Annotated in this window: 25 protein-coding genes and 1 tRNA gene; 9 read left to right on the forward strand and 17 right to left on the reverse strand. The window is 39.7% G+C overall.

Going from position 1 to position 23,171, the window contains the following annotated elements; genetic code table 11:
- Nucleotides 1-62 precede the first annotated feature (62 nt).
- From AAEZ22_RS09000 to rlmE, 8 genes are all read right to left on the reverse strand, one after another.
- Nucleotides 63-269 (reverse strand): SDR family NAD(P)-dependent oxidoreductase, encoded by a 207-nt coding sequence (locus AAEZ22_RS09000; protein ID WP_352297016.1) that lies wholly within the window; start codon nucleotides 267-269, stop codon nucleotides 63-65.
- Nucleotides 270-513: 244 nt separating this feature from the next.
- Nucleotides 514-598: transfer RNA gene (locus AAEZ22_RS09005), tRNA-Leu, on the reverse strand.
- Nucleotides 599-683: 85 nt separating this feature from the next.
- Complete coding sequence (secG, locus tag AAEZ22_RS09010) at nucleotides 684-1,037, reverse strand: preprotein translocase subunit SecG (RefSeq protein WP_011327567.1); 354 nt, start codon at nucleotides 1,035-1,037, stop codon at nucleotides 684-686.
- Nucleotides 1,038-1,787: a triose-phosphate isomerase gene (gene tpiA / locus AAEZ22_RS09015; protein WP_352297019.1), complete on the reverse strand. Its 750-nt coding sequence runs from the start codon at nucleotides 1,785-1,787 to the stop codon at nucleotides 1,038-1,040. It abuts the gene before it with no gap.
- A gap of 72 nt (nucleotides 1,788-1,859) precedes the next feature.
- Complete coding sequence (gene glmM, locus AAEZ22_RS09020) at nucleotides 1,860-3,209, reverse strand: phosphoglucosamine mutase (RefSeq protein WP_011327565.1); 1,350 nt, start codon at nucleotides 3,207-3,209, stop codon at nucleotides 1,860-1,862.
- The gene (folP, locus tag AAEZ22_RS09025) at nucleotides 3,210-4,055 is read right to left on the reverse strand and encodes a dihydropteroate synthase (RefSeq protein WP_179808219.1); all 846 of its coding nucleotides are present in this window, start codon (nucleotides 4,053-4,055) and stop codon (nucleotides 3,210-3,212) included. It lies immediately after the preceding gene.
- Between the two features lie 105 nt (nucleotides 4,056-4,160).
- Nucleotides 4,161-6,107, reverse strand: coding sequence for an ATP-dependent zinc metalloprotease FtsH (gene ftsH, locus AAEZ22_RS09030; protein ID WP_179808221.1), 1,947 nt, complete (start codon nucleotides 6,105-6,107; stop codon nucleotides 4,161-4,163).
- Nucleotides 6,108-6,164: 57 nt separating this feature from the next.
- Nucleotides 6,165-6,794, reverse strand: coding sequence for a 23S rRNA (uridine(2552)-2'-O)-methyltransferase RlmE (gene rlmE / locus AAEZ22_RS09035; protein ID WP_011327562.1), 630 nt, complete (start codon nucleotides 6,792-6,794; stop codon nucleotides 6,165-6,167).
- 88 nt (nucleotides 6,795-6,882) lie between these two features.
- Here rlmE and yhbY point away from each other — a divergent pair, with 88 nt between their 5' ends.
- A complete protein-coding gene (yhbY, locus tag AAEZ22_RS09040; protein WP_011327561.1) occupies nucleotides 6,883-7,179 on the forward strand; it encodes a ribosome assembly RNA-binding protein YhbY in 297 nt (98 codons plus the stop codon).
- A gap of 77 nt (nucleotides 7,180-7,256) precedes the next feature.
- Here yhbY and AAEZ22_RS09045 read toward each other — a convergent pair whose 3' ends face one another.
- Together AAEZ22_RS09045 and AAEZ22_RS09050 are read right to left on the reverse strand one after the other, a co-directional pair.
- Complete coding sequence (locus AAEZ22_RS09045) at nucleotides 7,257-7,778, reverse strand: SixA phosphatase family protein (RefSeq protein ID WP_011327559.1); 522 nt, start codon at nucleotides 7,776-7,778, stop codon at nucleotides 7,257-7,259.
- Between the two features lie 5 nt (nucleotides 7,779-7,783).
- Nucleotides 7,784-8,929, reverse strand: coding sequence for a serine hydrolase domain-containing protein (locus tag AAEZ22_RS09050; RefSeq protein WP_011327558.1), 1,146 nt, complete (start codon nucleotides 8,927-8,929; stop codon nucleotides 7,784-7,786).
- A 114-nt stretch (nucleotides 8,930-9,043) separates the two neighbouring features.
- Between AAEZ22_RS09050 and AAEZ22_RS09055 the strand changes: the two genes are divergently transcribed.
- The 6 genes from AAEZ22_RS09055 (at nucleotide 9,044) to AAEZ22_RS09080 (ending at nucleotide 14,765) form a co-directional block, all read left to right on the forward strand.
- The gene (locus tag AAEZ22_RS09055) at nucleotides 9,044-9,862 is read left to right on the forward strand and encodes a hypothetical protein (protein ID WP_011327557.1); all 819 of its coding nucleotides are present in this window, start codon (nucleotides 9,044-9,046) and stop codon (nucleotides 9,860-9,862) included.
- Between the two features lie 92 nt (nucleotides 9,863-9,954).
- Nucleotides 9,955-10,812, forward strand: coding sequence for a MipA/OmpV family protein (locus AAEZ22_RS09060; protein WP_086993499.1), 858 nt, complete (start codon nucleotides 9,955-9,957; stop codon nucleotides 10,810-10,812).
- Nucleotides 10,802-11,188, forward strand: coding sequence for a DUF3019 domain-containing protein (locus AAEZ22_RS09065; RefSeq protein WP_041454364.1), 387 nt, complete (start codon nucleotides 10,802-10,804; stop codon nucleotides 11,186-11,188). The genes AAEZ22_RS09060 and AAEZ22_RS09065 overlap by 11 nt, the downstream gene beginning before the upstream one ends.
- A 12-nt stretch (nucleotides 11,189-11,200) precedes the next feature.
- Nucleotides 11,201-11,905: a response regulator gene (locus AAEZ22_RS09070; protein WP_011327554.1), complete on the forward strand. Its 705-nt coding sequence runs from the start codon at nucleotides 11,201-11,203 to the stop codon at nucleotides 11,903-11,905.
- A 6-nt stretch (nucleotides 11,906-11,911) separates the two neighbouring features.
- Nucleotides 11,912-13,210 carry an ATP-binding protein gene (locus AAEZ22_RS09075; protein ID WP_197181906.1) on the forward strand — a complete coding sequence of 433 codons (1,299 nt, stop codon included), beginning with the start codon at nucleotides 11,912-11,914 and terminating at the stop codon, nucleotides 13,208-13,210.
- Nucleotides 13,211-13,409: 199 nt separating this feature from the next.
- The gene (locus tag AAEZ22_RS09080) at nucleotides 13,410-14,765 is read left to right on the forward strand and encodes a sodium-dependent transporter (protein WP_086993503.1); all 1,356 of its coding nucleotides are present in this window, start codon (nucleotides 13,410-13,412) and stop codon (nucleotides 14,763-14,765) included.
- Nucleotides 14,766-14,817: 52 nt separating this feature from the next.
- Here the strand turns inward: AAEZ22_RS09080 and AAEZ22_RS09085 are convergent, their stop codons facing one another.
- Nucleotides 14,818-15,267 carry a GNAT family N-acetyltransferase gene (locus AAEZ22_RS09085; RefSeq protein ID WP_086993505.1) on the reverse strand — a complete coding sequence of 150 codons (450 nt, stop codon included), beginning with the start codon at nucleotides 15,265-15,267 and terminating at the stop codon, nucleotides 14,818-14,820.
- A 169-nt stretch (nucleotides 15,268-15,436) separates the two neighbouring features.
- On the reverse strand, nucleotides 15,437-16,180 hold the full coding sequence (locus AAEZ22_RS09090) for a sporulation protein (protein WP_011327550.1): 744 nt from the start codon (nucleotides 16,178-16,180) through the stop codon (nucleotides 15,437-15,439).
- 309 nt (nucleotides 16,181-16,489) lie between these two features.
- Here AAEZ22_RS09090 and AAEZ22_RS09095 point away from each other — a divergent pair, with 309 nt between their 5' ends.
- Nucleotides 16,490-18,061 carry a cation:proton antiporter domain-containing protein gene (locus AAEZ22_RS09095; protein WP_041454668.1) on the forward strand — a complete coding sequence of 524 codons (1,572 nt, stop codon included), beginning with the start codon at nucleotides 16,490-16,492 and terminating at the stop codon, nucleotides 18,059-18,061.
- A gap of 264 nt (nucleotides 18,062-18,325) precedes the next feature.
- Nucleotides 18,326-18,547, forward strand: coding sequence for a DUF3820 family protein (locus tag AAEZ22_RS09100; protein ID WP_041454363.1), 222 nt, complete (start codon nucleotides 18,326-18,328; stop codon nucleotides 18,545-18,547).
- Between the two features lie 162 nt (nucleotides 18,548-18,709).
- Here the strand turns inward: AAEZ22_RS09100 and AAEZ22_RS09105 are convergent, their stop codons facing one another.
- From AAEZ22_RS09105 to ilvY, 5 genes are all read right to left on the reverse strand, one after another.
- Entirely contained in the window at nucleotides 18,710-19,951 is a 1,242-nt protein-coding gene (locus AAEZ22_RS09105; RefSeq protein WP_197181907.1) for an ATP-binding protein, read from the reverse strand.
- Nucleotides 19,952-19,977: 26 nt separating this feature from the next.
- Nucleotides 19,978-20,670, reverse strand: a complete 693-nt coding sequence (locus AAEZ22_RS09110) for a response regulator (RefSeq protein ID WP_011327546.1) — start codon at nucleotides 20,668-20,670, stop codon at nucleotides 19,978-19,980.
- A 14-nt stretch (nucleotides 20,671-20,684) separates the two neighbouring features.
- Nucleotides 20,685-21,059 (reverse strand): DUF3019 domain-containing protein, encoded by a 375-nt coding sequence (locus tag AAEZ22_RS09115; RefSeq protein ID WP_011327545.1) that lies wholly within the window; start codon nucleotides 21,057-21,059, stop codon nucleotides 20,685-20,687.
- Nucleotide 21,060: 1 nt separating this feature from the next.
- A complete protein-coding gene (locus AAEZ22_RS09120) occupies nucleotides 21,061-21,912 on the reverse strand; it encodes a MipA/OmpV family protein (RefSeq protein ID WP_231617932.1) in 852 nt (283 codons plus the stop codon).
- Between the two features lie 228 nt (nucleotides 21,913-22,140).
- On the reverse strand, nucleotides 22,141-23,046 hold the full coding sequence (gene ilvY / locus AAEZ22_RS09125) for an HTH-type transcriptional activator IlvY (protein ID WP_197181908.1): 906 nt from the start codon (nucleotides 23,044-23,046) through the stop codon (nucleotides 22,141-22,143).
- Nucleotides 23,047-23,171: the final 125 nt, after the last annotated feature.

The following is a 23,171-nucleotide window of genomic DNA, read 5'->3' on the forward strand; positions in this document are numbered from 1 at the left end:
TGTCATGAACCCAATGCGTGGAATTTAAGTGTTCACGATAAAACCGGAATCGGTGTTCACCATCACCGGAATACGCAAATGACCTCACAACCTAATTGCTCCATCATTTGGGCTGTTTGTTTTAAACTGCCTTGCGTACTTTGCTGTGCTACCTCGCTATCTAATTCACGAGCTGTTATTGCTACTCGATAGCCTGCTTTTGCAAATGCGATGGCTGTTGCACGACCAATACCTCTACTTGCACCTGAAATAAACGCTACTTTTGACACAAATTATCTCCTATTTTTTATTTAACTTAGCATCAATTTAGCATTGCGGCATAGTTTAAATGGACCAAGGATTTTATTGTTATATGAAAATGCTACATAACTGATTACACAAGTAATAATGTGTGTTCTAAAAGCATCTGTTGTTAGATTAAATAAGTGATTTTGTGAGGAGATTTTGTGGTAATAAAGGTAACGTTAGCTAAAAGCAAAAAACCCAGCAACGTTAGTTACTGGGTTTTAAATTTGGTGCGGATGGGGGGACTTGAACCCCCATGCCCTAAAGCACCACCCCCTCAAGGTGGCGTGTCTACCAATTCCACCACATCCGCATTTTTTAAGCTTGCGCTTAGGTGTTAAACTTTATGATTTATTTGAGGAGTATAAATCGTTTAACGTTTTAGCTTTTACGCTAAATTAATTTGGTACGTCAGAGCGTTGCTCTTTCGAAGATGTAACTGGCACATCTTCTTCAACAGGAATAACTGTTTCTAAAGCGGGTGCTGCTTCAAGGTTTTCCCATTCATCAGTCTTTTTAATATGACTTGCAGTAAGGTTGCCCAGTACTATGCTTAATATAAAAAACACAGAAGCTAAAACTGTCGTTGTTTTAGTCATAAAGTTACCTGCACCTGATGATCCGAAAACAGTTGACGAAGCACCCGCGCCAAATGAAGAACCCATATCGGCACCTTTACCTTGCTGGATTAAAACCATTCCAACAAGCGCTAAAGCTACAACTAAATAAACTACTAGTAAAATTTCGTACATTTATACGGTCCCTTTTGCACTGTTGCAGATAGCAGTAAATGAATCTGCTTTTAAACTTGCGCCACCAATTAGGCCGCCGTCTATATCTGTTTGTGCAAATAATAATTCGCTATTTTTTTCGTTAACGCTACCACCATATAAGATGGTTAGCCCTTGTGCTAAATCGCTGTTTAATGAAGCGATTTTGTCACGGATAAATTTATGAACGCTTTGTGCCTGTTCTGGCGATGCAGTCTTACCTGTGCCTATGGCCCAAACGGGTTCATATGCTATCACAGAATCTTTGAGTGCTGCTACACCTAATTTTTCAATTACTGCATCAATTTGTGCAGCAACTATTTGTTCTGTTTTACCGTTTTCTTGCTCACTTTCGCTCTCTCCAACACATAAAATTGGCGTTAAACCAACTTGTTGTGCGCGAGCAAATTTTGCAGCTACGACATCATTGCTTTCTTTGTATATACTACGGCGCTCTGAGTGACCTACTAATACATATTGGGCGCCCAACTCTTTAATAAGTTGTGCATCAACTTCACCGGTAAATGCACCGGGGGTATTTTCTGACACAGTTTGAGTTCCCGTTGAAACATCGCTGGCTATCATTGCTGACACTAACGGAAACGGAGGAAATAAAACAATGTCTATCTCGTTTGATTTAACATTGTTAATAGCATCAGACATTTGTTTAACCAGCTCTAAAGAGCCATTCATTTTCCAATTGCCTGCGACCATCGCCTTGCGTGCTGCCATTTTTCCACTCCACATGAGAAAGCGGTCGAGATATTAACTCGACTCGCCCAAAGTTACAAGAGGTTATTGTTATCAATCAGTTTGTTTGCTCATAGATTCAACAACCGCGGCTATTTTTTCTGCGCTGTCGATTACTAACTTCTCTTGTTCGGCCTCAACCATAACACGTACAACAGGTTCAGTGCCTGATTTACGTAGTAACACACGCCCCTTTTCACCTAAAGTTTGCTCAACCTCTGCTACTGCAGCTAATACTGCAGGCGCTTTTGTCGGATCTGTACCTGGGGTGTAACGTACGTTAATCATTTTCATTGGGTACTTAGTAAAACCAGTACCTAAGTCTTGTAATGTTTTATTTTGCGCAACCATAGCAGCTAGTACTTGCAAGCTTGAAATAATACCATCGCCGGTGCTAATTAAATCAAGGTTTAATACATGGCCCGAGCTTTCGCCGCCAATAGTCCAGCCTTTTTGTTGTAGCAATTCCATTACATAACGGTCGCCTACTTTACTGCGTGCAAATTCAATACCTTTGGCTTTCAATGCATTTTCAAGGCCCATGTTTGACATAACAGTGCCAACAACACCACCACCTAAATTATCATCTTGCGCTGCTTGGCAGGCAATAATATACACTAAGTCATCACCATCAAACACACGACCATTATGATCAACCATCATTACACGGTCGCCATCGCCATCATAGGCAATGCCCACGTCTGCATTATGTTCAAGCACTTTACGTTTTAGGGTATCTACGTGAGTAGCGCCGCATTCATGGTTAATATTTACACCATTGGGCTCACACGCATGCGTGATTATATTTGCACCTAGTTCGCGCATAACTGATGGTGCAATATGGTAAGTTGCGCCATTGGCACAATCGAGTACAATTTTTAATCCTTCAAGCGACAAGCTTTGTGGAAATTGGCTTTTACAGAATTCGATATAACGACCATCAGCGCTAGTTAAGCGACTCGCTTTACCTAATTTATCTGACTCAACACAAGTCATTGGTTCATCAAGCATGGCTTCAATTTCAAGCTCTACTTTGTCATCAAGCTTTAAACCGCGACAGTTAAAAAACTTTATGCCGTTATCGTAATACGGGTTGTGCGATGCACTAATTACTATGCCGGCTTCGGCTCTAAATGTTTGTGCTAAATAAGCAATCGCAGGGGTTGGCATAGGGCCCAGTAATACAACATCGATTCCTGCTGCAATTAACCCTGCTTGTAATGCGGTTTCTAACATATAGCCTGAAATGCGGGTATCTTTACCTATCATCACTTTTTTAGTGCCGTTTTCTGATAAGACACGGCCCGCAGCCCAACCTAGTTTCATTGCAAACTCAGGATTTATAGGATGCTCACCCACGAGCCCGCGTACACCATCGGTGCCAAAATATTTTCTTTCTTTCATTTAAAGTACTCCTTGTTTGCAGGCTTGTAGTACGTTAAGTACATCTGCGGTTTCTTTTACGTCGTGTACACGAATAATATGCGCACCATTTTGTGCTGCGATTAATGCGCCCGCTAAACTGCCGGCCAATCGCTCATTTGTATTTCTATTTAATAAGTTGCCAATCATCGACTTACGCGATAATCCCGCTAACAACGGTAAACCAAACTGATTAAAGTCATTAAACTGCGCCAGTAGTTGGTAATTGTGGCTGAGTGTTTTACCAAAACCAAAGCCAGGATCAAGAATAAGTTGTGTTTGCTTAATCCCCGCTGTTTTACACGCAGCAATACGCTGACTAAAAAACTGTTTTATATCTGTAAATAAATCATCATAGTGCGGCGCTGCCTGCATGCTGCGAGGTTGGCCTTGCATATGCATTAAACACACCGCAACATCAGGAAACTGCGCCACTACGTTCAGTGCGTCGCTTTCTTGTAATGCACGTACGTCATTAACAATATCGGCCCCAGCTAAAATAGCTTGGTGCATTACTTGTGCTTTACTGGTATCAATAGATATAACGCAATCACTGTTTTCACGAATTGCTTTAATCGCTGGTATTACACGTGCTAATTCATCCTCAAGGCTCACATCAGGAGCACCTGGGCGAGTCGACTCTCCGCCAATATCTATAATTTGCGCCCCGTCGTCTAACAATTGCAGCGCACGCTGCAGCGCAATATCAGGGTCTATAAACTTCCCGCCATCTGAAAATGAATCGGGAGTAACATTAAGAATCCCCATAATTACTGGGTTTGCCAAACTTAGTGTACGTTTGCGAGGCAAGTTAAGTAAATTATTCATGATGACCTTTTTGTTTGAACTTATTGGGCTAGCTGAGGTTGATTTTATACGTTTGATACAAAAAAGCCCCGAGGTTCGGGGCTTTTAGTTTAGCTATTTTAACGATTATTCAGCTTTGTCATCAAGGTTTGTTTCATCTTTTTTAGCTTCATCAGTTGGTTTTTGATCTTCATCAACTAATTTTTCTGCTGAAACATCTTCTTTAACTGGCTTTTTTTCATGGCGGTCATGCGCATCGCGTGGTTCACGAACTTCTTGGCGCGCCATTAAATCATCAATTTGCTTAGCATCAATCGTTTCGTACTTCATCAGCGCATCTTTCATTGCGTGTAGAATATCGATATTTTCTTTTAATATCGCTTCTGCTCGCTGATAGTTACGATCTGATAATAAGCGTACTTCGCTATCGATAATTTTAGCTGTTTCGTCCGATATACTCATAGAGCGGCCACCGCCCATGTACATATCGTTTTGATCTTCTGCGTAAAGTAGTGGTCCAAGTTTTTCACTTAAACCCCAGTGCGTTACCATTTTACGGGCAATATCACTCGCACGTTCAATATCGTTACTAGCACCTGTGGTTACTTTATCTGCACCATAAATAAGTGCTTCTGCGATACGTCCGCCATACAGGCTTGAGATCATCGACTCTAGCAATTCTTTCGAATGGCTTACACGGTCTTGTTCAGGCAAGTACATAGTTACACCTAGCGCACGGCCACGTGGAATTATAGATACTTTATAAACAGGATCATGCTCTGGCACCATACGACCAACAATAGCATGGCCAGCTTCATGGTACGCTGTCATGGCTTTTTCTTGCTCGCTCATCACCATGGTTTTGCGCTCAGCGCCCATCATGATTTTATCTTTAGCAGCGTCAAACTCAGCCATACTTACAACACGTTTATTACCGCGTGCCGCATACAGTGCAGCTTCGTTTACTAGGTTTGCTAAATCAGCACCTGAAAAACCCGGTGTACCACGTGCAATTACAGCCGCTTCAACGTTGTCGCCTAATGGCACTTTACGCATATGTACTTTAAGAATTTGCTCACGGCCACGAATATCAGGTAAGCCAACTTCAACTTGACGGTCAAAACGACCAGGACGAAGTAAGGCTGGATCTAATACGTCTGGGCGGTTAGTTGCAGCAATAACGATAATACCTTCGTTACCACCAAAACCATCCATTTCGACTAGCATTTGGTTTAGCGTTTGCTCACGTTCGTCGTTACCGCCGCCCATACCAGCGCCACGTTTACGACCTACAGCATCTATTTCATCAATAAAGATAATACAGGGTGATGCTTTTTTAGCTTGCTCGAACATATCTCGTACGCGAGATGCGCCCACACCAACAAACATTTCAACAAAGTCCGAACCAGAAATAGTAAAGAACGGCACTTTTGCTTCACCAGCAACGGCTTTAGCAAGTAACGTTTTACCTGTACCAGGAGGACCAACCATCAACACGCCTTTAGGAATGCTGCCACCTAATTTTTGAAATTTTGATGGGTCGCGTAAAAAATCTACCAATTCTGATACATCTTCTTTAGCTTCATCACAACCAGCAACATCGGCAAAAGTGGTTTTTATTTGATCTTCGCTCATTAAGCGCGCTTTGCTCTTACCAAACGACATTGCCCCTTTACCGCCACCGCCTTGCATTTGACGCATAAAAAATATCCACACACCAATAAGCAGTATCATAGGGAACCAAGAAATAAATATGCTTGCTAAAAATGACTGCTCTTCAGGTTTAACCCCTTTCACATTCACGTTACTTTTTAACAAATCATTTAAAATGTCTTTGTCGTAAATTGGCATAATCGTTTGAAAACGTTCGCCACTGGTTTTTGTACCTGTAATTGTGCCACTGGTACTTTCAATTGCCACTTCTTGTATAGAGCCACTGCGGGCATCTTTAACAAATTGACTATAACTAGTTTGACGATCTACTTGATCGCCGCCATTAAAGCTCTGAAATACTGACATCAGCACAACTGCAATAACCAGCCAGAGTATTAGATTTTTTGCCATATCGCTCAAGGGGTTAACCTCTTGTATCCAATTAATTTAAATTCAACTAAACGCCCAACAACTGTACTACAGTTTATATCCAGTCGCTACTATATATACTTCCCGTGAACGGGCGCGCGAGGCATCTGGTTTACGTATCTTCACTGTTTTAAAACTATTACGTACATCTTGCAAGAACTGATCAAAGCCTTCACCTTGGAATACTTTAACAATAAATGCACCATTTTTCTTTAGTACTTGATTACACATATCCAGTGCAAGCTCGACCAAATACATGCTACCAGCTTGATCAACTGAATTGTTACCACTCATATTTGGTGCCATGTCAGAGAGTACCACATCAACATTTTTGCCATCAATACGTTTTAACAACGCACTTAACACTGCTTCTTCACGAAAGTCGCCTTGTAAAAAGTCAACACCCGCTAATGAATCCATAGGGAGGATATCGCACGCTATAACTTGGCCTTTATCTCCTACTTTTTCTGCCAAATATTGTGACCAACTACCCGGTGCAGCCCCTAAATCAACAACAGTCATTGCTGGGCGGAGTAACTTGTCTCTACTTTGGACCTCATCTAATTTAAAAACAGCTCGAGAACGCCAACCTTTTTTTTGCGCCTCTTGAACATATTTATCATCAAAATGTTCTTTCAGCCATCGCTGTGAACTGGCTGACTGTTTTTTATTTGTCATAAATTAACACGCAACTAATTAGTAATATTCTTTAGATGGCGGTAGAATACCCTTAATTCAAGCCATATTCAGCAAAATTTGTATAAACATGACATTATCAAACAAACAAAAGCAGTTTTTAAAAGGTCAGGCACATAGCCTCAAGCCTGTAGTTTTACTAGGTTCTAACGGTTTAACCGAAGGCGTAGTAGTAGAAATTCAAAGCGCATTAGAAATTCACGAATTAATTAAAGTGAAGGTTCCAACTGATGATCGCGAAACTAAAGCGCTCATTTTTGAAGCAATTGTGCGTGAAACTGGTGCAACTAAATTACAATCAATTGGTCACACTATTGTGCTTTACCGCCAAAGTGAAGAGAAAAAAATTAAATTACCGCGTGGCTAAACACCTACTTGTAGGATTTACCCGGTAATATAAAAAAACCAGCACCCGCTGGTTTTTTATTATCTGTCACTTTTAAATTAATGATTAAAATCCATAGTGAGTTCACTGACCCTATATTGTGGTGCATCTTTTGGGGCTTTATCGCGTATTTTATCTAGTATGTAATAGCGCGAAAACTCATCTTCAGACATAGCACTCACCGTACCTTTTGAAAGCAGTGCCGTAAGTTCAGGCGTGGTATTACTGTGTCCTACAACAATTACAACACCCTGTAATTTTAGTAGTTTACTTTCAAGTGAAGCTAAATCAGCTGCATCATACATTTTTACTGTAGTGCTTAAGTAAGTAGCCATTGGCGCTGCTGTTTGTAATGTACGCTTATAATTGCTGCTAAATAGCTGCACGTTTTTATGTTGTTTTATTAACTGTACCAAATACTGTGCACGTTGTGCGCCAAGCACTGTAAGCGACGGGTTTTTACCGGCTTGTTTTTCACTGTGGCGAAATAAATAAATCTTATCTGGGGCGGCAAATACAAATTGGCTATTAAACACCATAACCAGTAGCGCCAAGATTAAAAGCCTTTTATCTTTAATCATGATTTTTAGCCTCGCTTATATTTAAGCACTCTATTTATAAACTCTGTTGTAAGTTCATTTATCACCCCAGTTTCGGCATTTATTATTAAGCTAAAACCCACATTTAAATGAGGAAAAACCACTAAATCGGTGCGATAGCCTTGCACCCAACCACTATGGTAATAAAGGGTTTCATCATCGTAGTTATATACTCGCCAACCTAGCCCATAAAAAGCCTCACTAAGATGACCTTTCCATACTCGTCGGTATTGCTCTTTTTTGGTATGCGTATAGGGACGTGTTTGTACCGCTAATGCATCGAGCGATAATACATTTGGGTACTGACCTAATTGCGCCTTTAGCCATATTGCCATATCGGCAGCACTGGCATTTATGCCTGCAGCGGGGGCTACTTTATAATAATTTTTTTTCAGCTTAGCGCTATACCAACGTTTTTTCCCTCTTACATGTGGAAATGCGTAGTTTTTATCTTGCACCATAGCGTCGTAGCCTAAACTAGTGTCATGCATTTTTAAGGGCGTAAAAATAGCGTCATTTAGCCACTGAGAGTAACTTTTATGAGTACTCCTTAAAATTACATCGTCAATTAAACTAAACATCACATTTTGATAGCCATAACACTGCCCAGGATCGCATATGGGCGCTACCGTAAGTAGCTTTTCAACAATATCTGGATAACTCATTCGTGATTCAATTAGGTTATCGTAGGCGTTGGGAACTAGGCCACTAGAGTGACTTAAAATATGATAAACCTTTAAATTATCTTTGTAGTCGGTGTTAGCAAATTCAGGAATATAGTCGCTAATAGGCTGGTATAAATCTATTTCCCCTTCACTTGCAAGCTTAGCAGCTAACGATCCTGCAAAGGTTTTAGATACTGATGCTAATCTAAAACGTGTATGTTGATTAACCCTTTGAGAGCTACCCACTTTGGTAAAGCCCATGGTATGAATATAATCACTCGACTGCATATTAACAATCGATAAAGCCGCGCCAGGTATACCTTTTCGTTTAAGCTTTTTTTCTGCGTAACGCCCATATTTTTTTACAAATGCAGGCCAATCTGGATCTACATTTGCAGCAACCTCTGAGTGGGTTATTAAAATACAAAAGGCGAGCAGGTAATAAATCGAGTAATTAAGGTACTTCATCGGTGGCTGTTTTTTCTTTTTTTAATTGCTTCTATGCATATAATATCATGAACTTTTGTCAAGACTAACGTACAATATGTTGATTATTGGCCTTTTACTGAGTGTGAAGTATTTATGCGTTTTTTAGTTGTACCACTTTTTATATTATTTTCATCGGGTTGCGCTATAACCACAACAACAAATCAGCCTGCTGAGCCATTGGCAATGCCCTTAAAGCCAATGTTAAAAAGTCAGACATACCAACTGGAGTATGAGGCACAACACACCTCGCCTAAAGTAAAGTCAGTGCAATTACCAGCTCATAAAGTAATGAAAAACCAAACGGTTAAAATTGTTACCGACAGAGTAAGTGTAACCGACACTTTACTGGCGCAAATAAGCCAAGCGCTCAATGACAAACAACTAAAAGTAACTACTAAAAACGATAGTGATTACACACTTGCTATTCATCAAGTTGATCTGTCGTTTACCGATGATAGTAAATACACGTTAAATCAGCCCAAACAACCTTATGCTCTATACTCTAAAGTTGCACAGCAATTTCCAACCCAGCAGTGTGCAACTATTTTAGCGCAAGTTAGCATGCGCTTAACGCATAAAGCCTCTGGTGATGTTGTTTGGTTTGCAAAATCATCTTTAGATAGCACTAGCTTTCATCGTGAATCACTGATTTATAGTTTTACCGAAGAGCAAAAAATCACTAATGAACTTGAAGTAGTCGCCTTTGTCCACCAGCAAAATACCGAACAAGCACGTTTAGCACGCGCCGAGGCAAATACAAAGGTAACTATTCCTAAATATAATACAATGAGCAAGCTTAGCACACTGACTAAAGTGCAAGGCCCGTGTACTCGCACAGAAATAAGTGCTTTAGCACCAATGATGCAGTTTTATTTAAGCAGTATATTAATCGACAAAATTAAAGTGATATAAGCGTAAGTTAAACACTACATTTTTTTACAGGTTTAAAGGAACGTTTAACAATATACTACGCTTTATAATCATTACTTATTTAGGTTCCAAGGATGAAGCACTCAATACTTAGCTATTTTTTATGTTACACCTGCTTATTATTTGCCTGTGTATTTAGTGCCCATAGTACTGCCAGTAACCGCTATTATGCTGATAATACCTTGGAGCCTATTCAAGGCTTTGCATGGGACTGGAGCGCCGGTACTGGTTATTATATTGAAGACTCTTACCTTATCGGCATGGACTCCTATGACGATGGTATTGAATTAGATCTCAGCCTTGCGGTTTCTTTTGATAACTTTTATCTCGATTATGACCATAACCAACTCAGCGGCGGCCTTGTTATAGGCTACAGTCTAATTAACAAATATAATTGGGAGCTCGATATAATCGGTGCTAACGCCCAAGCTGGGTTTGGTCAAAAAGGCTTGGGGTTTTATAACAATGGTGTGGTTGAGGAATTACGCGGCATTAAAAAGCGTAAGTATGACTTTAATACAGGCCTTAGATTTACCCACAGATTTGATGGCTCACAGGTTTCTATTGAATTTTTGCATGACATTTCAAACGCCCACAATGGCTGGGTATTTAATTCTTTTTTTAGCAAAATACAACCTTGGCGTAACTGGGAGTTTCGCTCAGGCATAGGCTTTAGTGCCTATTCTGCTGACTTTACTAACTATTATTTTGGTATTGAGCAAAGTGAAGTTACCTTGCTGCGTCCTGCCTATAAAACCAATGCCAGCAGCAGCATTATGCTTGAGTTTCATGCTGAGTACCCGCTTAACCAAGACTGGGTGTTTTTAGCCGGCTGGTTAACGACTTTATTTTCTAAAGAAATTGACGACAGCCCTATTATTTCTCAAGGGTACCAACACAAAGCCAAGCTAGGCGTGCGTTATGTATTTTAGACGCTGGTGTTATTTACTATTAGCTTACCCTGGCAGTTTACTCGCCGAGGTGCCCCAAGAGGTAACCGCACTTAGTGCAATACCTAATACCTGCGTGGCACTACGTGAAGGCCGCCACTGTTATACTGAAGTGGTTTTATCATGGCAGCAGCCCACAATAGGTAACTACTGCTTACGAGACGCTACCTCAAAATATATTATGCAATGTTGGCTTAAGCAGCAACACGGCGTTTTTAATTATGCATTTGACTCTGAGCAGAGCTTATCATTTGAATTATTTGATAGTAATACTGCAAAAGTCATAGCCACCACTGAAGTAAAGTTACAGTGGGTTTATCAAAACAGGCAGAAAAAACGCCGTTGGCGATTGTTTTAATAAGGAAGTCTTATGGATAATTACGGTACTATTTTACTCGTTGAAGATGATATTTCTTTGGCACAATGGGTGGCTGAATATTTAACAGAACAAGGCTATTGTGTACATGTTTGTCATCGCGGTGATGAAGTTGTTGGCCAAGTTAAAACCTTGAAACCGCAGTTAATACTACTTGATATTATGCTTCCTGGGTTAGACGGCATAAGCGTTTGTCGCGAGCTACGTAGCTTTTATCAAGCTCCTATTATTATGCTAACAGCTCGTGATGACGAAATGGATGAAGTGATTGGCTTAGAGGTAGGTGCCAGTGACTACATAATGAAACCGGTACGCCCTCGTGCATTACTAGCAAGAATAAAGTCAGCCCTTAGGCTCACCACCCAAAGCAGCCAATCTCATAAACAGCATAGTATTATTAATGTAGGGGCTTTGAGCATTAATAGTGAGTCGCGAAGCGTTAAACTTAACGATATCGATATAAATATATCTAGCGCTGAGTATTTATTGCTGCATTACTTAGCCAGTAACGCAGGGCAAGTTGTATCACGCGATGCGGTGTTTAAAGCAACCAAAGGACGCGAGTACGACGGCCTTGATAGAAGTGTTGATGTGCTTATTTCTGCGCTACGTAAAAAGTTTAATGACGATCCGCAAAACCCTGAAAAAATTAAAACAATTTGGGGACGAGGTTATTTACTCGTTGCCACTGCTTGGTAGCTACAAATGAAAAAGTTTTATATTGCACTGCTTAGCAGCGCACTGCTTTCGATTATTGTTTTAGGCTGGCTTATTGACGCTTTTAGTCAAAATACACACGCCCCTTTAGACGAATTTAGCATGCAAAGTAAAATGATTGCAGGGTTTAGCAAGCAGCTTGCTACTCTCCCCCCTACAAAGCGCAGTAATTATGTTACAAAGTTAGCCAACGACTTTAGCCTGCCGCTTACCTATAAGCTAAACGACACTTTAGCGCTTAGCCCTGCCTTACTTATGCAAATGCAAACCCATGGTGGGTTAATTTTAGAGGGCGAACAGGGTTTTCATATGCTTTATAGCAACCAAGCATTAAGCCCTTATCATTTATCTATGCGCCTCGATAACTCATTTGAAGCAGAGCAACGCGACGATATTATTCTAACCTTATTATTTTACGCTGGGCTGTGTGTATTTATGGGCTTTATTATTTATCCCTTAGCCAAACGCTTGAGCGTGTTAAATGAAGCAGCTAAAAAATTTGCATCGGGTGATGTTAAAACTCGTATCAAAGTCTCTCATTTCACGTATATAAAAGATGTAGAGCTCACCTTTAACCGTATGGCGAGTCAAATAGAAAAGCTGGTTGCTGAAAATAAGCTAATGGCTTCGAGTTTATCCCATGACATTCGCACCCCCATAGCTTGCCTGCGATTTGGTTTAGATGCTGCAATAGATAGCAATGACATGCCAAAAGTGAAGCAATATTTAACCCGCATGGAAAATGACTTAGACCATATGGAGTCTATGCTAAAAAGCTACCTAGCCTTTGCCACGCTAGAACAAAATGCCAACCGCTTAACCTACTCTGCAACCCATATGCGCAGCTACTTTGAAGATATTTTAGCGCAGCTATCGCCTAAATTAGACTCCCACAAACTCAGTGTGCAACTTAATAGTAGTAACGATGTTATTTATGCCGACTTACATTGGCTTGCCAGAGCCGTTACTAATTTAATTAATAATGCCTGCGACTTTGCCCTGCAACATATTTATGTAAGTGCCACTGTCAATGAGCAACATATTATTATTACCGTAGAGGACGATGGCCCAGGCATAGCAGCTGAAAACTTTAGCAAAGTATTTAGCCCTTTTTTTCGCGAAAACAATCACCGCAATCGAGCTGATAAAAGTTATGGCCTCGGATTAGCAATTGTTGAAAAAGTAGCTGACTGGCATCACGGCCGTGTTTATGCAGGCAAAAGTAAGCAGTTAGGTGGAGCTTGTTTTACCCTGAAAATAGCTCAACAACACCCTAGTGTAAAGTAAAGGCTACACACTGTAAATTAACAATTATTAAACAATATCAAGCTGTTAATTTTTAGTTTTAAGTTACTAAACTAAAATCTATGTTCATAACACAGAGTTTAATAAAGTAATTGTGCTAGATCACCAAATTAGCACTTTTTATTTTTTTACATTTCCAGTAGATTGTCTGCGCCGTCACAAAATAGAGAAGTACAATAATATGAGTGCAGTAAGAGGCGAGTTTAGCTCTCGCTTTGGTTTTATAATGGCCGCCGCAGGATCTGCTGTAGGTTTAGGTAACATTTGGGGTTTCCCTACACAAACCGCAAGTAATGGTGGTGCCGCATTTTTAATTGCGTATTTAGTACTGGCATTCTTTTTGGCTTATCCTGCTTTAATGGCGGAGCTAATGATTGGTCGTCATGGCCAAGCAAATGCGGTTTCTTCACTTAGAAAAATATCTAATAAACCTTGGCAAAAACATTTTTCTTTTGCGGTTGGTTTTGGCGGTATTTTATGTGCTGGCTTTATTTTAAGCTTTTATGCCATTGTTGCTGGTTGGATGCTAAGTGCAACAGCAGAACCTATTACAACGTTAGTGGGCGCAAACTCTGCATCTGCTTGGCTAGGTGAACAGTCACTTAGCAGAAACATCATTTTCACTATGATCTTTATTGTACTAACCGTTGCTATTATTAGTCGTGGCGTTGAAAACGGAATCGAAAAATGGTCAAAACGTTTAATGCCTGCTTTGCTCAGCATTTTATTTGCGTTAATTATTTATGTAATGACCCAAGATGGCGCTATTGAAGGCTTAAAGGCGTATTTAGTACCTGATTTCTCATCTATTTTTGATGCTAACTTGTTAGTTAGTGCACTAGGGCAAGCATTCTTTTCATTATCACTAGGTACCAGTGTGATGATTATTTATGGCTCGTATATTAGTAAAAAAGAGAACTTAGTTTCGTTAGGTGCTTATGTCACGCTTATTGATGTATTTATTGCTTTTGTCGCAGGGTTATTAATCATTCCTGCTATGTATGTAGCACAAGCACAAGGGATTGAGATTTTCTCACCGACTACCGGAAAGCTCCTCTCTGAAGACACATTAGTATTTCAAGTATTACCTGCACTTTTTGATGGTATGGGTGGTATGGGGTTATTTGTTGGCTTTGCGTTTTTTGCGCTAATGAGCATTGCAGCACTCACCTCCTCTATTTCAATGCTCGAAGCGCCGGTATCTTATACGGTAGAACGCTTTGCAATGTCTCGCTTACAGGCCACTTGGGTAATTGGTGCATTAATCACTCTAGTGAGCATCACGATAGTGTGTAACTTAGAGTTACTGTTTGGCTTAGTGATCACCTTAACCACTAAAGTGGCACAGCCATTATTAGGTCTTATGTGTTGTATATACGTAGGCTGGATTTGGTCAAGAGGCTCATTACTAAAGGCCATTCAAGAAGGTAACCCTGAAGTACACAATACCTTATTTTGGAAAGTATGGCCTTGGTACACTAAGTTTGTATGCCCACTGGCGATAGGCCTGGTATTTTTACATTCATTATTAAGCTAAAGTTAGTTTCTGCTCTTAACAACAAAAAAGCCCACATTGTGGGCTTTTGTAATCAAGGTACTAGTTGTAAAACCATATCTTGATGAGCAATGCCATCTTCTAAATATTCAGCATTAATACTTTCAAATCCGAATGAGCGATAAAACTCCAGTAAGTACGTTTGCGCACCAATATAAATATCACGTTCTGGCCATTGGCTTTTACAGCAATTAATGGCCTCTGTAACCAATTGCTGAGCCAATCCTCTACCTCGTTCCTCTTTAGTGACTAACACGCGACCGATCGCACTGTATTTTGCGTTTTTTTCGTAGCATCGAGCATAAGCTTGTAGCGTATTATTTTTCACAGTGTAAATATGCAAGGTACTTGGTGCTATATCATTATCGTCAAGCTCTGGATAAGGGCACATTTGCTCAACTACAAATACCTCTACGCGCCCACGCATTATGGAGAATAAGGTTTGCGTATTGAGCGCAGTAAAAGTTTCACATTTAAACGCCATTGTAACTCCTGTCGTTGGCTCTAATAGACATAAAAGCCTATACGTTATTAGGGCTAGGCATAATAGCAGTAATGCAGCTAGGGGCTTAATTAACCGCTATGCTATATAATAAAATGGCTTAAAACAAAAACCCAGCATAAGCTGGGTTTGTTTTAAGTAATTATCTACCTTAGGTAAATAGTCGCTCTAACTGATCGCATAATTGCGAGAGATTTACATGGTCGTGCTCTATGGTTAAATCTACATAACCATCGCCTTTAAATGCTCTATCTAACTCAATTAACACATGGGTTTTATGTGCTTCTGGAATGAATGATAATTCAATTTCTTTCACTCCAAATAAACTGCGGCTGTTAGGCTTGTATTCTAGCTCTTGATAACAACCAGACACTGATTGAAACGTTGATGCGCGCAAGTGGCCTTTTTCAACATCAGCTTTAGTTAGGCTAAAGCCTAGCTTTTCCATGGCCTGCATACACGTTTTAACAGCTTCATTGGGGTACACATGTAAATGGTCTTTATCACTTGGATCAAGCGCTAAATCAATGTCCAGCCCAGTTTCAAGCCAAACATAAGATTGGTTATACCCTGCATTAATTTCAGTAATAGGTGTTTCTGAATGCAACCGTGCTTGAAAAGGAATCGTTTTAACTTCCCCTGGCTCTACCGTGCCTATATCTGTAATGCGCCACTGCTCTATAACGTGGTTGGTAAAATAGTCACCATCTTCATTTGATGCTTTAACTCGCGTCATTAATAGTAAATCTAACCCTGCAATTTCTTGGCTTACATCACCAGCTGTAATAACGATTTGCGCATTAAATAATTGCCCAGGCTGAAGGTGCTCTGTTTCTAAAATAGTGTCTACTTTGGCGGCACCAATACCAACCGATGCTAAAATCTTTTTAAACATATTTTTCTCCTTAAGCTGAGCGGCTCTATAATGTGCTCTAACTTAAACTTCGTCGTTAGCGCATCTTAACCACATTTAAATGCTCTTGTCAGTGAAAAACTACTATTTACATGCTGTTTACGATTAAATAAGTGTTAAATGTCCATTTTTCATACGCAACAGAGCAAGTATTTGATTAAACGGCGCTTAAGCCTAATCTTTTATGAAGGACTTATTGTATGAGTAAAATGGTGAGTATTTGTATATTTATTTTCAATGGTATTGATTTTTCGTTACACTAAACCTCCCAATGAAGTGATATTTATAATTATGGAACTAATTTACTTTGCCGCCGCGTTTGTGTTTGGCTTTGCTGTTTATCAGCTAAAGCTCCCTCCTCTTATCGGTTTTTTACTTGCGGGATTCGCGCTTAATTTAGCGGGCTATAAAAGCACCGAATTACTCAACACCATTGCTACCTTAGGCGTTACGCTTTTATTATTTAGTATTGGTTTAAAGCTAAAAGTAAATAGTTTAATGAAACCACAAGTGTGGGCTTCTGCTACTTTACATATTATTTTGAGTAGTGCGTTATTTAGTGGCTTTATGCTATTACTTAGCCTATTTGCACTGCCATTATTTGTTGATTTGAGCTGGCAAAGCGCTTTATTAGTTGGCTTTGCATTGAGTTTTTCTAGTACCGTTTTTGCTGTTAAAGTGTTAGAAGAACGTGGTGAAATGGGCAGCTTACACGGAAAAGTAGCCATTGGTATTTTAGTTATGCAAGATATTTTTGCCGTGGTATTTTTAGCTATTAGCACAGGTAAAATCCCTAATATTTGGGCTTTGGTACTTATTATTTCACTGCCGCTAGTACGCCCAGTTATGGGGTGGATACTAAACCGCTCTAAACACGGCGAACTCCTGCCATTATTTGGGTTTTTCTTTGCACTTGTGGCTGGTTATCATGCATTTGAGCTAGTTGGTTTAAAAGGTGATTTAGGGGCATTAATAATAGGTATGATGATTGCGCCTCATAAAAAGGCCAGTGAACTTTCTAAGTCATTACTTAATTTAAAAGATATTTTATTGGTTGGCTTTTTCTTAACAATAGGTTTAAACGCAGAGCTTACCACCAGCTCATTACTTGCCGCGTTATTACTGGTGTTAGTATTACCAATCAAAACGTTTTTATATTATGTGCTAACAAACATGTTTAACTTACGTGCTCGCACCTCATTGCTAACCACTTTTAGTTTAGCTAATTATAGCGAGTTTGGTTTAATAGTTTGCGCTGTAGCCGCCTCTACAGGCATGATCACCTCTGAGTGGTTAGCCGTTATTGCAATTGCCGTATCAATTACTTTTATTATTGCATCCCCTTTAAATAAGCGTTCTAACGAAATTTACGCAAAAATAGAGCCTTGGCTACTAAAGTTTGAAAGTAAAACTCGTTTATCCGAAGAACTGCCTGTTAACCTTAACGACACTAAAATTGTTATATTTGGCATGGGCAGAATTGGCACAGGTGCTTATGAAACAATAAATGCTACGCACCCACAGCTAGTTGCAGGTATAGACATAAAGCCTGAAGTAGTTGATAAGCACATAAAACGCGGAAGAAATGTATTAATAGCAGATGCAACCGACCCTGACTTTTGGCAGCGCGTAAATCACTCTCGTGTTGAAATGGTCATGCTAACAATGCCACAGCATATGCAAAATATTTTTGCGTTAGAGCAATTAAAAGCATCGGGTTATAAAGGGCAAGTTACCGCTATTGCTAACTACCCTGATCAGCAAAAAGAGTTAGAAGAAATGGGTGTAAATTCTACCTATAACTTTTACTTAGAAGCCGGTAGTGGTTTTGCTGAGCACGTTAAACAAAAATTATTTTCGTAAAGCAGCACTAATTTGAATTTACATTCTTTTACAAGCTAATTCTCTAACATAGAAAAAAGCAGGTAAACTAAAGACTATTGGTAAATATTAGCGCAAGCACCTGCCCCTAATTAGACTCCAGCTAACGAAGGGCTTGCTAATAAAATATATTAATCCAGAGGGCCTGCTCCCTCGTTAAATAGGCTGTTACTTGCCCGTCACAGCCTATTTTATCTCTTTAATATACCTTACACTTAGCTATGTTTTATAAAACCTTTAAAGCCAATGGATCCTACACAGCTAAAAATTGCCGTTAATACTATTATGCCCTTTGGAAAGTACGCAGGCCGCCCTTTACTGCTTTTACCCGAGCCCTATTTAGTATGGTTTAAACAACAAGGGTTTCCCGACTCAAAGCTAGGCAGCCAACTCGCCATGATGTATGAGGTAAAGCTCAATGGGCTAGAGCAAATGTTAATGCCATTACTAGAAAAGAAAAATAATTAAATTAAGAACTTTTTTATAAAGGGGCTGTCTATTACTTTGCTACTTGTTGATTTTGATTAAAACCCAAAAAAGCGCCCTTGTTAACAAGGGCGCTTTTTTATTGAGTGTTTTTTATCTGCGTACTTTTTATTTATGTACTTTTTATTTATGTATTAAAAGCTGCTATTTACTAATCGGTAAGCTGACAATAAATTTAGCTCCGCCTAAGCTTGAATCTTCAATTGTACACTGACCTTGATGCCAAGAAATAATTTTACTGACAATAGCCAATCCTAAGCCAAACCCACCGGTTTTTTTATCTCTACTTTTATCCAATCGAGTAAATGGCTTAAATACATTTTCACGCTCAACTTCAGCAATACCATTGCCATCATCTTCAACAATAAAAACTATATTATTAGCTTGCGCTAATAAGGTTATTTGCACACTATTATTGGCATGCTTTAAAGCATTACCTACCAAGTTTTGCATTATTCTCGCCATAAAGTGACTGTCGCAGCGGTAAATCAGTTCACTGGGTAATGTAGTGCTTAACTTTATTCGCGTATCAAAACTGAGTTTTTCAACCACCGTTTTAACCACTGCCACTAAATTACAATTGATCAGCTGTAAACTCGGTTGCTGTGAATCTAAACGTGCATACTCAAGCATTTCAGAAACCAGTGCCTCAAGTTCATTTATATCGACTTGCATATTAGCTAAGTATTTTTCGGCTTTATCATCGAGCATTCGGTCTTGAAGCATTGCAATGGCAAATTTTAACCGCGCCAGTGGCGTTCTAAATTCATGCGATACCGATGAGGTAAGCTCTTGCTGCGCGGTTAATAAAAACTCAATTCGCTGCTGCATCACTTGCAAGGTGCCCGTTATAGGTAAAAAAAATGATTTAGAGCTATCTGTTAATTGAAAGTCCTGTGAGCCACCTACGGCCTCGCATGCATTACGCAGCTTAGCAAAGTCTCGCCACAGTAAAAAACTCCACAAACCAACAGGAATGCCTACAATTAATAACAGCAATAAGTAGGGTAAAACAGAGGCAACGGGCTTGGCTGCCCCCCCTATAGGGCCAACCTGTAATAGTTGTGTGGCGTTAAGTTGAACATACCAAACTATGCGCTGTTGTTTATCATATAAATAAAGGTAGTGATTTTTTAATAGCTGAGCTTGTTGCTCGGCGGGTAATATTAAATCGCGCTGAGCAATCACTTGACTAGAAAAATGGTTTTTTAGCTTTGTAAGCCCATTAGGGGTTTGTGATAATAGCCACAAAGACTGGCCAAACTCATCGTCGAGTAGCACCTGCTGCTGCGATTCTTCATATGGCCAAAGCTGTTCAATTACCCCGCTGACAATAAATAACGAGACAATAATATACACATACAGGCTTATAAACAGCTTGCCCATTAACGCAGCTTAACACTAAGCATTAATTACATATCCCACGCGTCAGAAACAAATAAATAGCCTTGTCCCCAAACAGTTTTAATCCGATAAGGTTTGTCGCTGTTATCGCCCAGTTTTTTGCGAATTCTTGAAACGCGTACATCTACGGTGCGATCTAGGCCATCGTATTGTCGCCCTATCATATGTTGGTGCACATGTTCGCGGCTCAATACTTCTCCGGCATTTGATGCTAGTAGCCAAAGTAATTCAAATTCATGTGAGGTTAGGACTATTTCTGCGCCCGATAACTTAACAATACGGCTGGTTTTATCAATAAATAAGTCGCCAAACTGCAGCTCTTCGGTGGCTTTTAAGTTAGGTTGCCCACGGCGTAATAATGCGCTAATTCTTGCTAATAATACACGTGGCTCAGCCGGTTTAATAACATAGTCATCAGCGCCAAGCTCTAGCCCTATTACCTGATCAAAGTCTTCACCTTTGGCCGTTAACATTAAAATAGGAGTGGTGTATTTATCACGTACTTGTCTGCAAACACTAAAGCCATCTTTACCTGGCAGCATTACATCTAAAATAATCAGGTCGACGGGATTACTTTCAAGGTAAGTAAACACTTCATCACCACGATCTAGTACGTCGACTTCTAAGCCATTATGTTCGAGGTAATCTTTGGTTAATTGCTGTAAACCAAGATCATCTTCAACAAGTAATATTTTTGGCATTTACTACTCCTAAATTAAAAAAAGCTCCACGGTGAACGCAGCCGATACTGTTTTTTAGTATGGGCACTTTGTACTTCAACGAGTACGCTCGCAAGTGAGTCACCGGTGTGAGGATTGATCAGGGAGTATATGGTCTCCACCTGAACACGCGCTTTATAGCTAAACTGACCAGAACCTTGCTGTTGCCAGCATCGTATTTGCGTATTTTGTTGATACAAACACACATCTTTAACCGCTAACTGCTGCCATTTAAACTGCAAATTGAGATCGCAAAAATCATGCTGTTCAGAGACAACACAAACTTTGGGAGATACATCAAGAATTGTTTGCGCCACGCTAACGCCACTAAGTAGTGAAGAAATAAACACAAAAAAGATTAAATACTTCATATTAAAAAGTATGTTCAAATCCTATAAAGGCAGTCGTTGAATAATGACGTTCAAACAGCGGGCTACTATCCATAGCCGAATAGTCATAATATGCTAAATGAAAACGAAGAGCGTTGGCCTTGCTAAGGGGCCAGCGGGCATCGATTTTAGCATAAGGTTGCCAACTACTACCAACTACTATTTTACCTAACAGTGTTTCATCACTGTTTAAACCGTAATAATAGTCGTTTAATTGCGCAGACTTATAATTAACTCCCACAGTGGGCTTTAATTGCAAATTACCTACTTGCCCATGATACTGCCATTGTATTGCAGCTCGCCAACCATTATAAGCTGAGTTTACATCGTGCAATGCTTGCACGGATAACATCTGCTGCTCAGCTACAAAGGAGTAACTAATACCTGCATCTAAAACGAGCTTGCGCTTACTAATATTATTAATATTTATTTGTTGAGGCGAGGTATCTGTTTCTAACTGGGTAAATTGATTATTTGAACTAGCACTTTTTAGCGCAAATATATTTTGCGGGTGCCAATCAATAAAAAAACGCGACTCAGGGTTTAATTCTGTTACTAGGCTTAAGTTATGCTGTTGCGTTTGTTTAATCGAGTAGCCAACTCGGCCATTATCAAAAAACCACTGTTGCCCATAAAAGGCTATTTGAGGAATGATCACCAACGGAATATTATCTGCACCATATAATGGATTAGTTATTACTCCCGCCCCTATACTCATACTTAAATGCAGTTGCTCTGTAGATATATGTGCATCTACAGGCTCGTCACTTTGCGCAAATACCTGAGCATTAAACGAAAGAGAGATTAATAATATTATTATAAAATAAAACCGCATTGTGTTCATCGTACATATATAAAAAGGCCATTTATCCATAGTAGCAAGGTCATTGAGAACAAGCTCTAGGCAGTTACAATCATTAACAACTTTTATACAATTATGATTACTTTGCGGCTTATATACTTAGCCTAACAGCTCTATTGATAGGCAATAGAGGAGCGGTAGATTAAAGGCTTACGCTATCTGGGCTTTTATACTAAGAGCAACCTTAGTAAGTGTATTGCATTAAATTATTTTTTCACCCATATTTTGCGCTATATTCCACAAGGCACTTATAGCCGGGTCGTTTAATTCCTTATGTAATACTGCCAAGCCAATATCAATACCTTTAGGTGCATGTGTATTTGTTTGCAGAACGTGTACTTTGTCTTGTAGTGGACTGTTATCTAAAACTATTTTAGGGATCATTGCTATACCAAAGCCAAGGCTCACCATAGATACCATCGCTTCGTGCCCCGCTACTTGTGCATAAATTTTTCCCTGAATATTATTTTTTCGCCACCATTGCTCCAAGCGCTGCCTAGCAAACCCTTGCTCTGGCACAATAAATTCAAGTTCTGACCAATCAATACTACTTGTATTACTAGCAAGCTTTTGCGTAATTGAGCACGCAATTTTAGGCGCAATAAATACCAGCGGCGAATAGCCAATATCAACAAAGGCAATTTGTGCAGGTAACTTATTTGGCTTAGCAGCAATAGCCATAGATTCGTGGCCATCTAAAACACGGTTTATTGCCAGCGCAGGATCGCCGGTATTTAGGGTGATTTCTATATGCTGATGTTGAGCGCGTAACTGCTCTAAAATATGATGTAAAAAGCTGTACGATGCGGTTACTGAACAATAAATACTCACGTTGCCATAAATATACTGCTGTGGCTCTTTTAGGTTCGCTTTAAAGCGCTGCCAATTAGCCAATGTGGATGTGGCGTAGTCAATAAATGCCAGCCCTTCGCGGGTTAGTTTTACACTGCGGTTATCACGTAAAAATAGCATTACCCCCACTTCGCTTTCAAGCTGCTTAATATTACGGCTCAATGTCGGCGCACTTATATGACAAAGTTCACTGGCACGCGAAAAGTGCAATGTTTTTGCCAACGCTAAAAAGTAATTTAAATGCTTGTGATCCATAACCAACTCAGTATTTCATATTATGAAACACTCTAATGCAAATATATCAGTTTACGCAAGAAAAGATTTTTCATATGGTTGAGTTAAGCAAAGCAACAGCAATGCATCTAACAAACTGAATCAAT

Origin of the sequence: Pseudoalteromonas sp. 20-MNA-CIBAN-0454 (genome assembly GCF_040308685.1) — a bacterium.
GTDB lineage: Bacteria > Pseudomonadota > Gammaproteobacteria > Enterobacterales > Alteromonadaceae > Pseudoalteromonas > Pseudoalteromonas nigrifaciens.

Coding starts and splice junctions, on each gene's coding strand:
- AAEZ22_RS09105 (WP_197181907.1), bottom strand. CDS start 19,951: ATGGGCAAGCTGTTTATAAGCCTGTATGTGTATATTATTGTCTCGTTA.
- AAEZ22_RS09120 (WP_231617932.1), bottom strand. CDS start 21,912: ATGCGGTTTTATTTTATAATAATATTATTAATCTCTCTTTCGTTTAAT.
- yhbY (WP_011327561.1), top strand. CDS start 6,883: ATGACATTATCAAACAAACAAAAGCAGTTTTTAAAAGGTCAGGCACAT.
- rlmE (WP_011327562.1), bottom strand. CDS start 6,794: ATGACAAATAAAAAACAGTCAGCCAGTTCACAGCGATGGCTGAAAGAA.
- AAEZ22_RS09055 (WP_011327557.1), top strand. CDS start 9,044: ATGCGTTTTTTAGTTGTACCACTTTTTATATTATTTTCATCGGGTTGC.
- AAEZ22_RS09090 (WP_011327550.1), bottom strand. CDS start 16,180: ATGTTTAAAAAGATTTTAGCATCGGTTGGTATTGGTGCCGCCAAAGTA.
- AAEZ22_RS09060 (WP_086993499.1), top strand. CDS start 9,955: ATGAAGCACTCAATACTTAGCTATTTTTTATGTTACACCTGCTTATTA.
- AAEZ22_RS09045 (WP_011327559.1), bottom strand. CDS start 7,778: ATGATTAAAGATAAAAGGCTTTTAATCTTGGCGCTACTGGTTATGGTG.
- AAEZ22_RS09070 (WP_011327554.1), top strand. CDS start 11,201: ATGGATAATTACGGTACTATTTTACTCGTTGAAGATGATATTTCTTTG.
- secG (WP_011327567.1), bottom strand. CDS start 1,037: ATGTACGAAATTTTACTAGTAGTTTATTTAGTTGTAGCTTTAGCGCTT.
- AAEZ22_RS09115 (WP_011327545.1), bottom strand. CDS start 21,059: ATGAAGTATTTAATCTTTTTTGTGTTTATTTCTTCACTACTTAGTGGC.
- AAEZ22_RS09065 (WP_041454364.1), top strand. CDS start 10,802: ATGTATTTTAGACGCTGGTGTTATTTACTATTAGCTTACCCTGGCAGT.
- AAEZ22_RS09110 (WP_011327546.1), bottom strand. CDS start 20,670: ATGCCAAAAATATTACTTGTTGAAGATGATCTTGGTTTACAGCAATTA.
- ilvY (WP_197181908.1), bottom strand. CDS start 23,046: ATGGATCACAAGCATTTAAATTACTTTTTAGCGTTGGCAAAAACATTG.
- AAEZ22_RS09075 (WP_197181906.1), top strand. CDS start 11,912: ATGAAAAAGTTTTATATTGCACTGCTTAGCAGCGCACTGCTTTCGATT.
- glmM (WP_011327565.1), bottom strand. CDS start 3,209: ATGAAAGAAAGAAAATATTTTGGCACCGATGGTGTACGCGGGCTCGTG.
- AAEZ22_RS09100 (WP_041454363.1), top strand. CDS start 18,326: ATGGATCCTACACAGCTAAAAATTGCCGTTAATACTATTATGCCCTTT.
- tpiA (WP_352297019.1), bottom strand. CDS start 1,787: ATGGCAGCACGCAAGGCGATGGTCGCAGGCAATTGGAAAATGAATGGC.
- AAEZ22_RS09050 (WP_011327558.1), bottom strand. CDS start 8,929: ATGAAGTACCTTAATTACTCGATTTATTACCTGCTCGCCTTTTGTATT.
- AAEZ22_RS09080 (WP_086993503.1), top strand. CDS start 13,410: ATGAGTGCAGTAAGAGGCGAGTTTAGCTCTCGCTTTGGTTTTATAATG.
- AAEZ22_RS09095 (WP_041454668.1), top strand. CDS start 16,490: ATGGAACTAATTTACTTTGCCGCCGCGTTTGTGTTTGGCTTTGCTGTT.
- folP (WP_179808219.1), bottom strand. CDS start 4,055: ATGAATAATTTACTTAACTTGCCTCGCAAACGTACACTAAGTTTGGCA.
- AAEZ22_RS09085 (WP_086993505.1), bottom strand. CDS start 15,267: ATGGCGTTTAAATGTGAAACTTTTACTGCGCTCAATACGCAAACCTTA.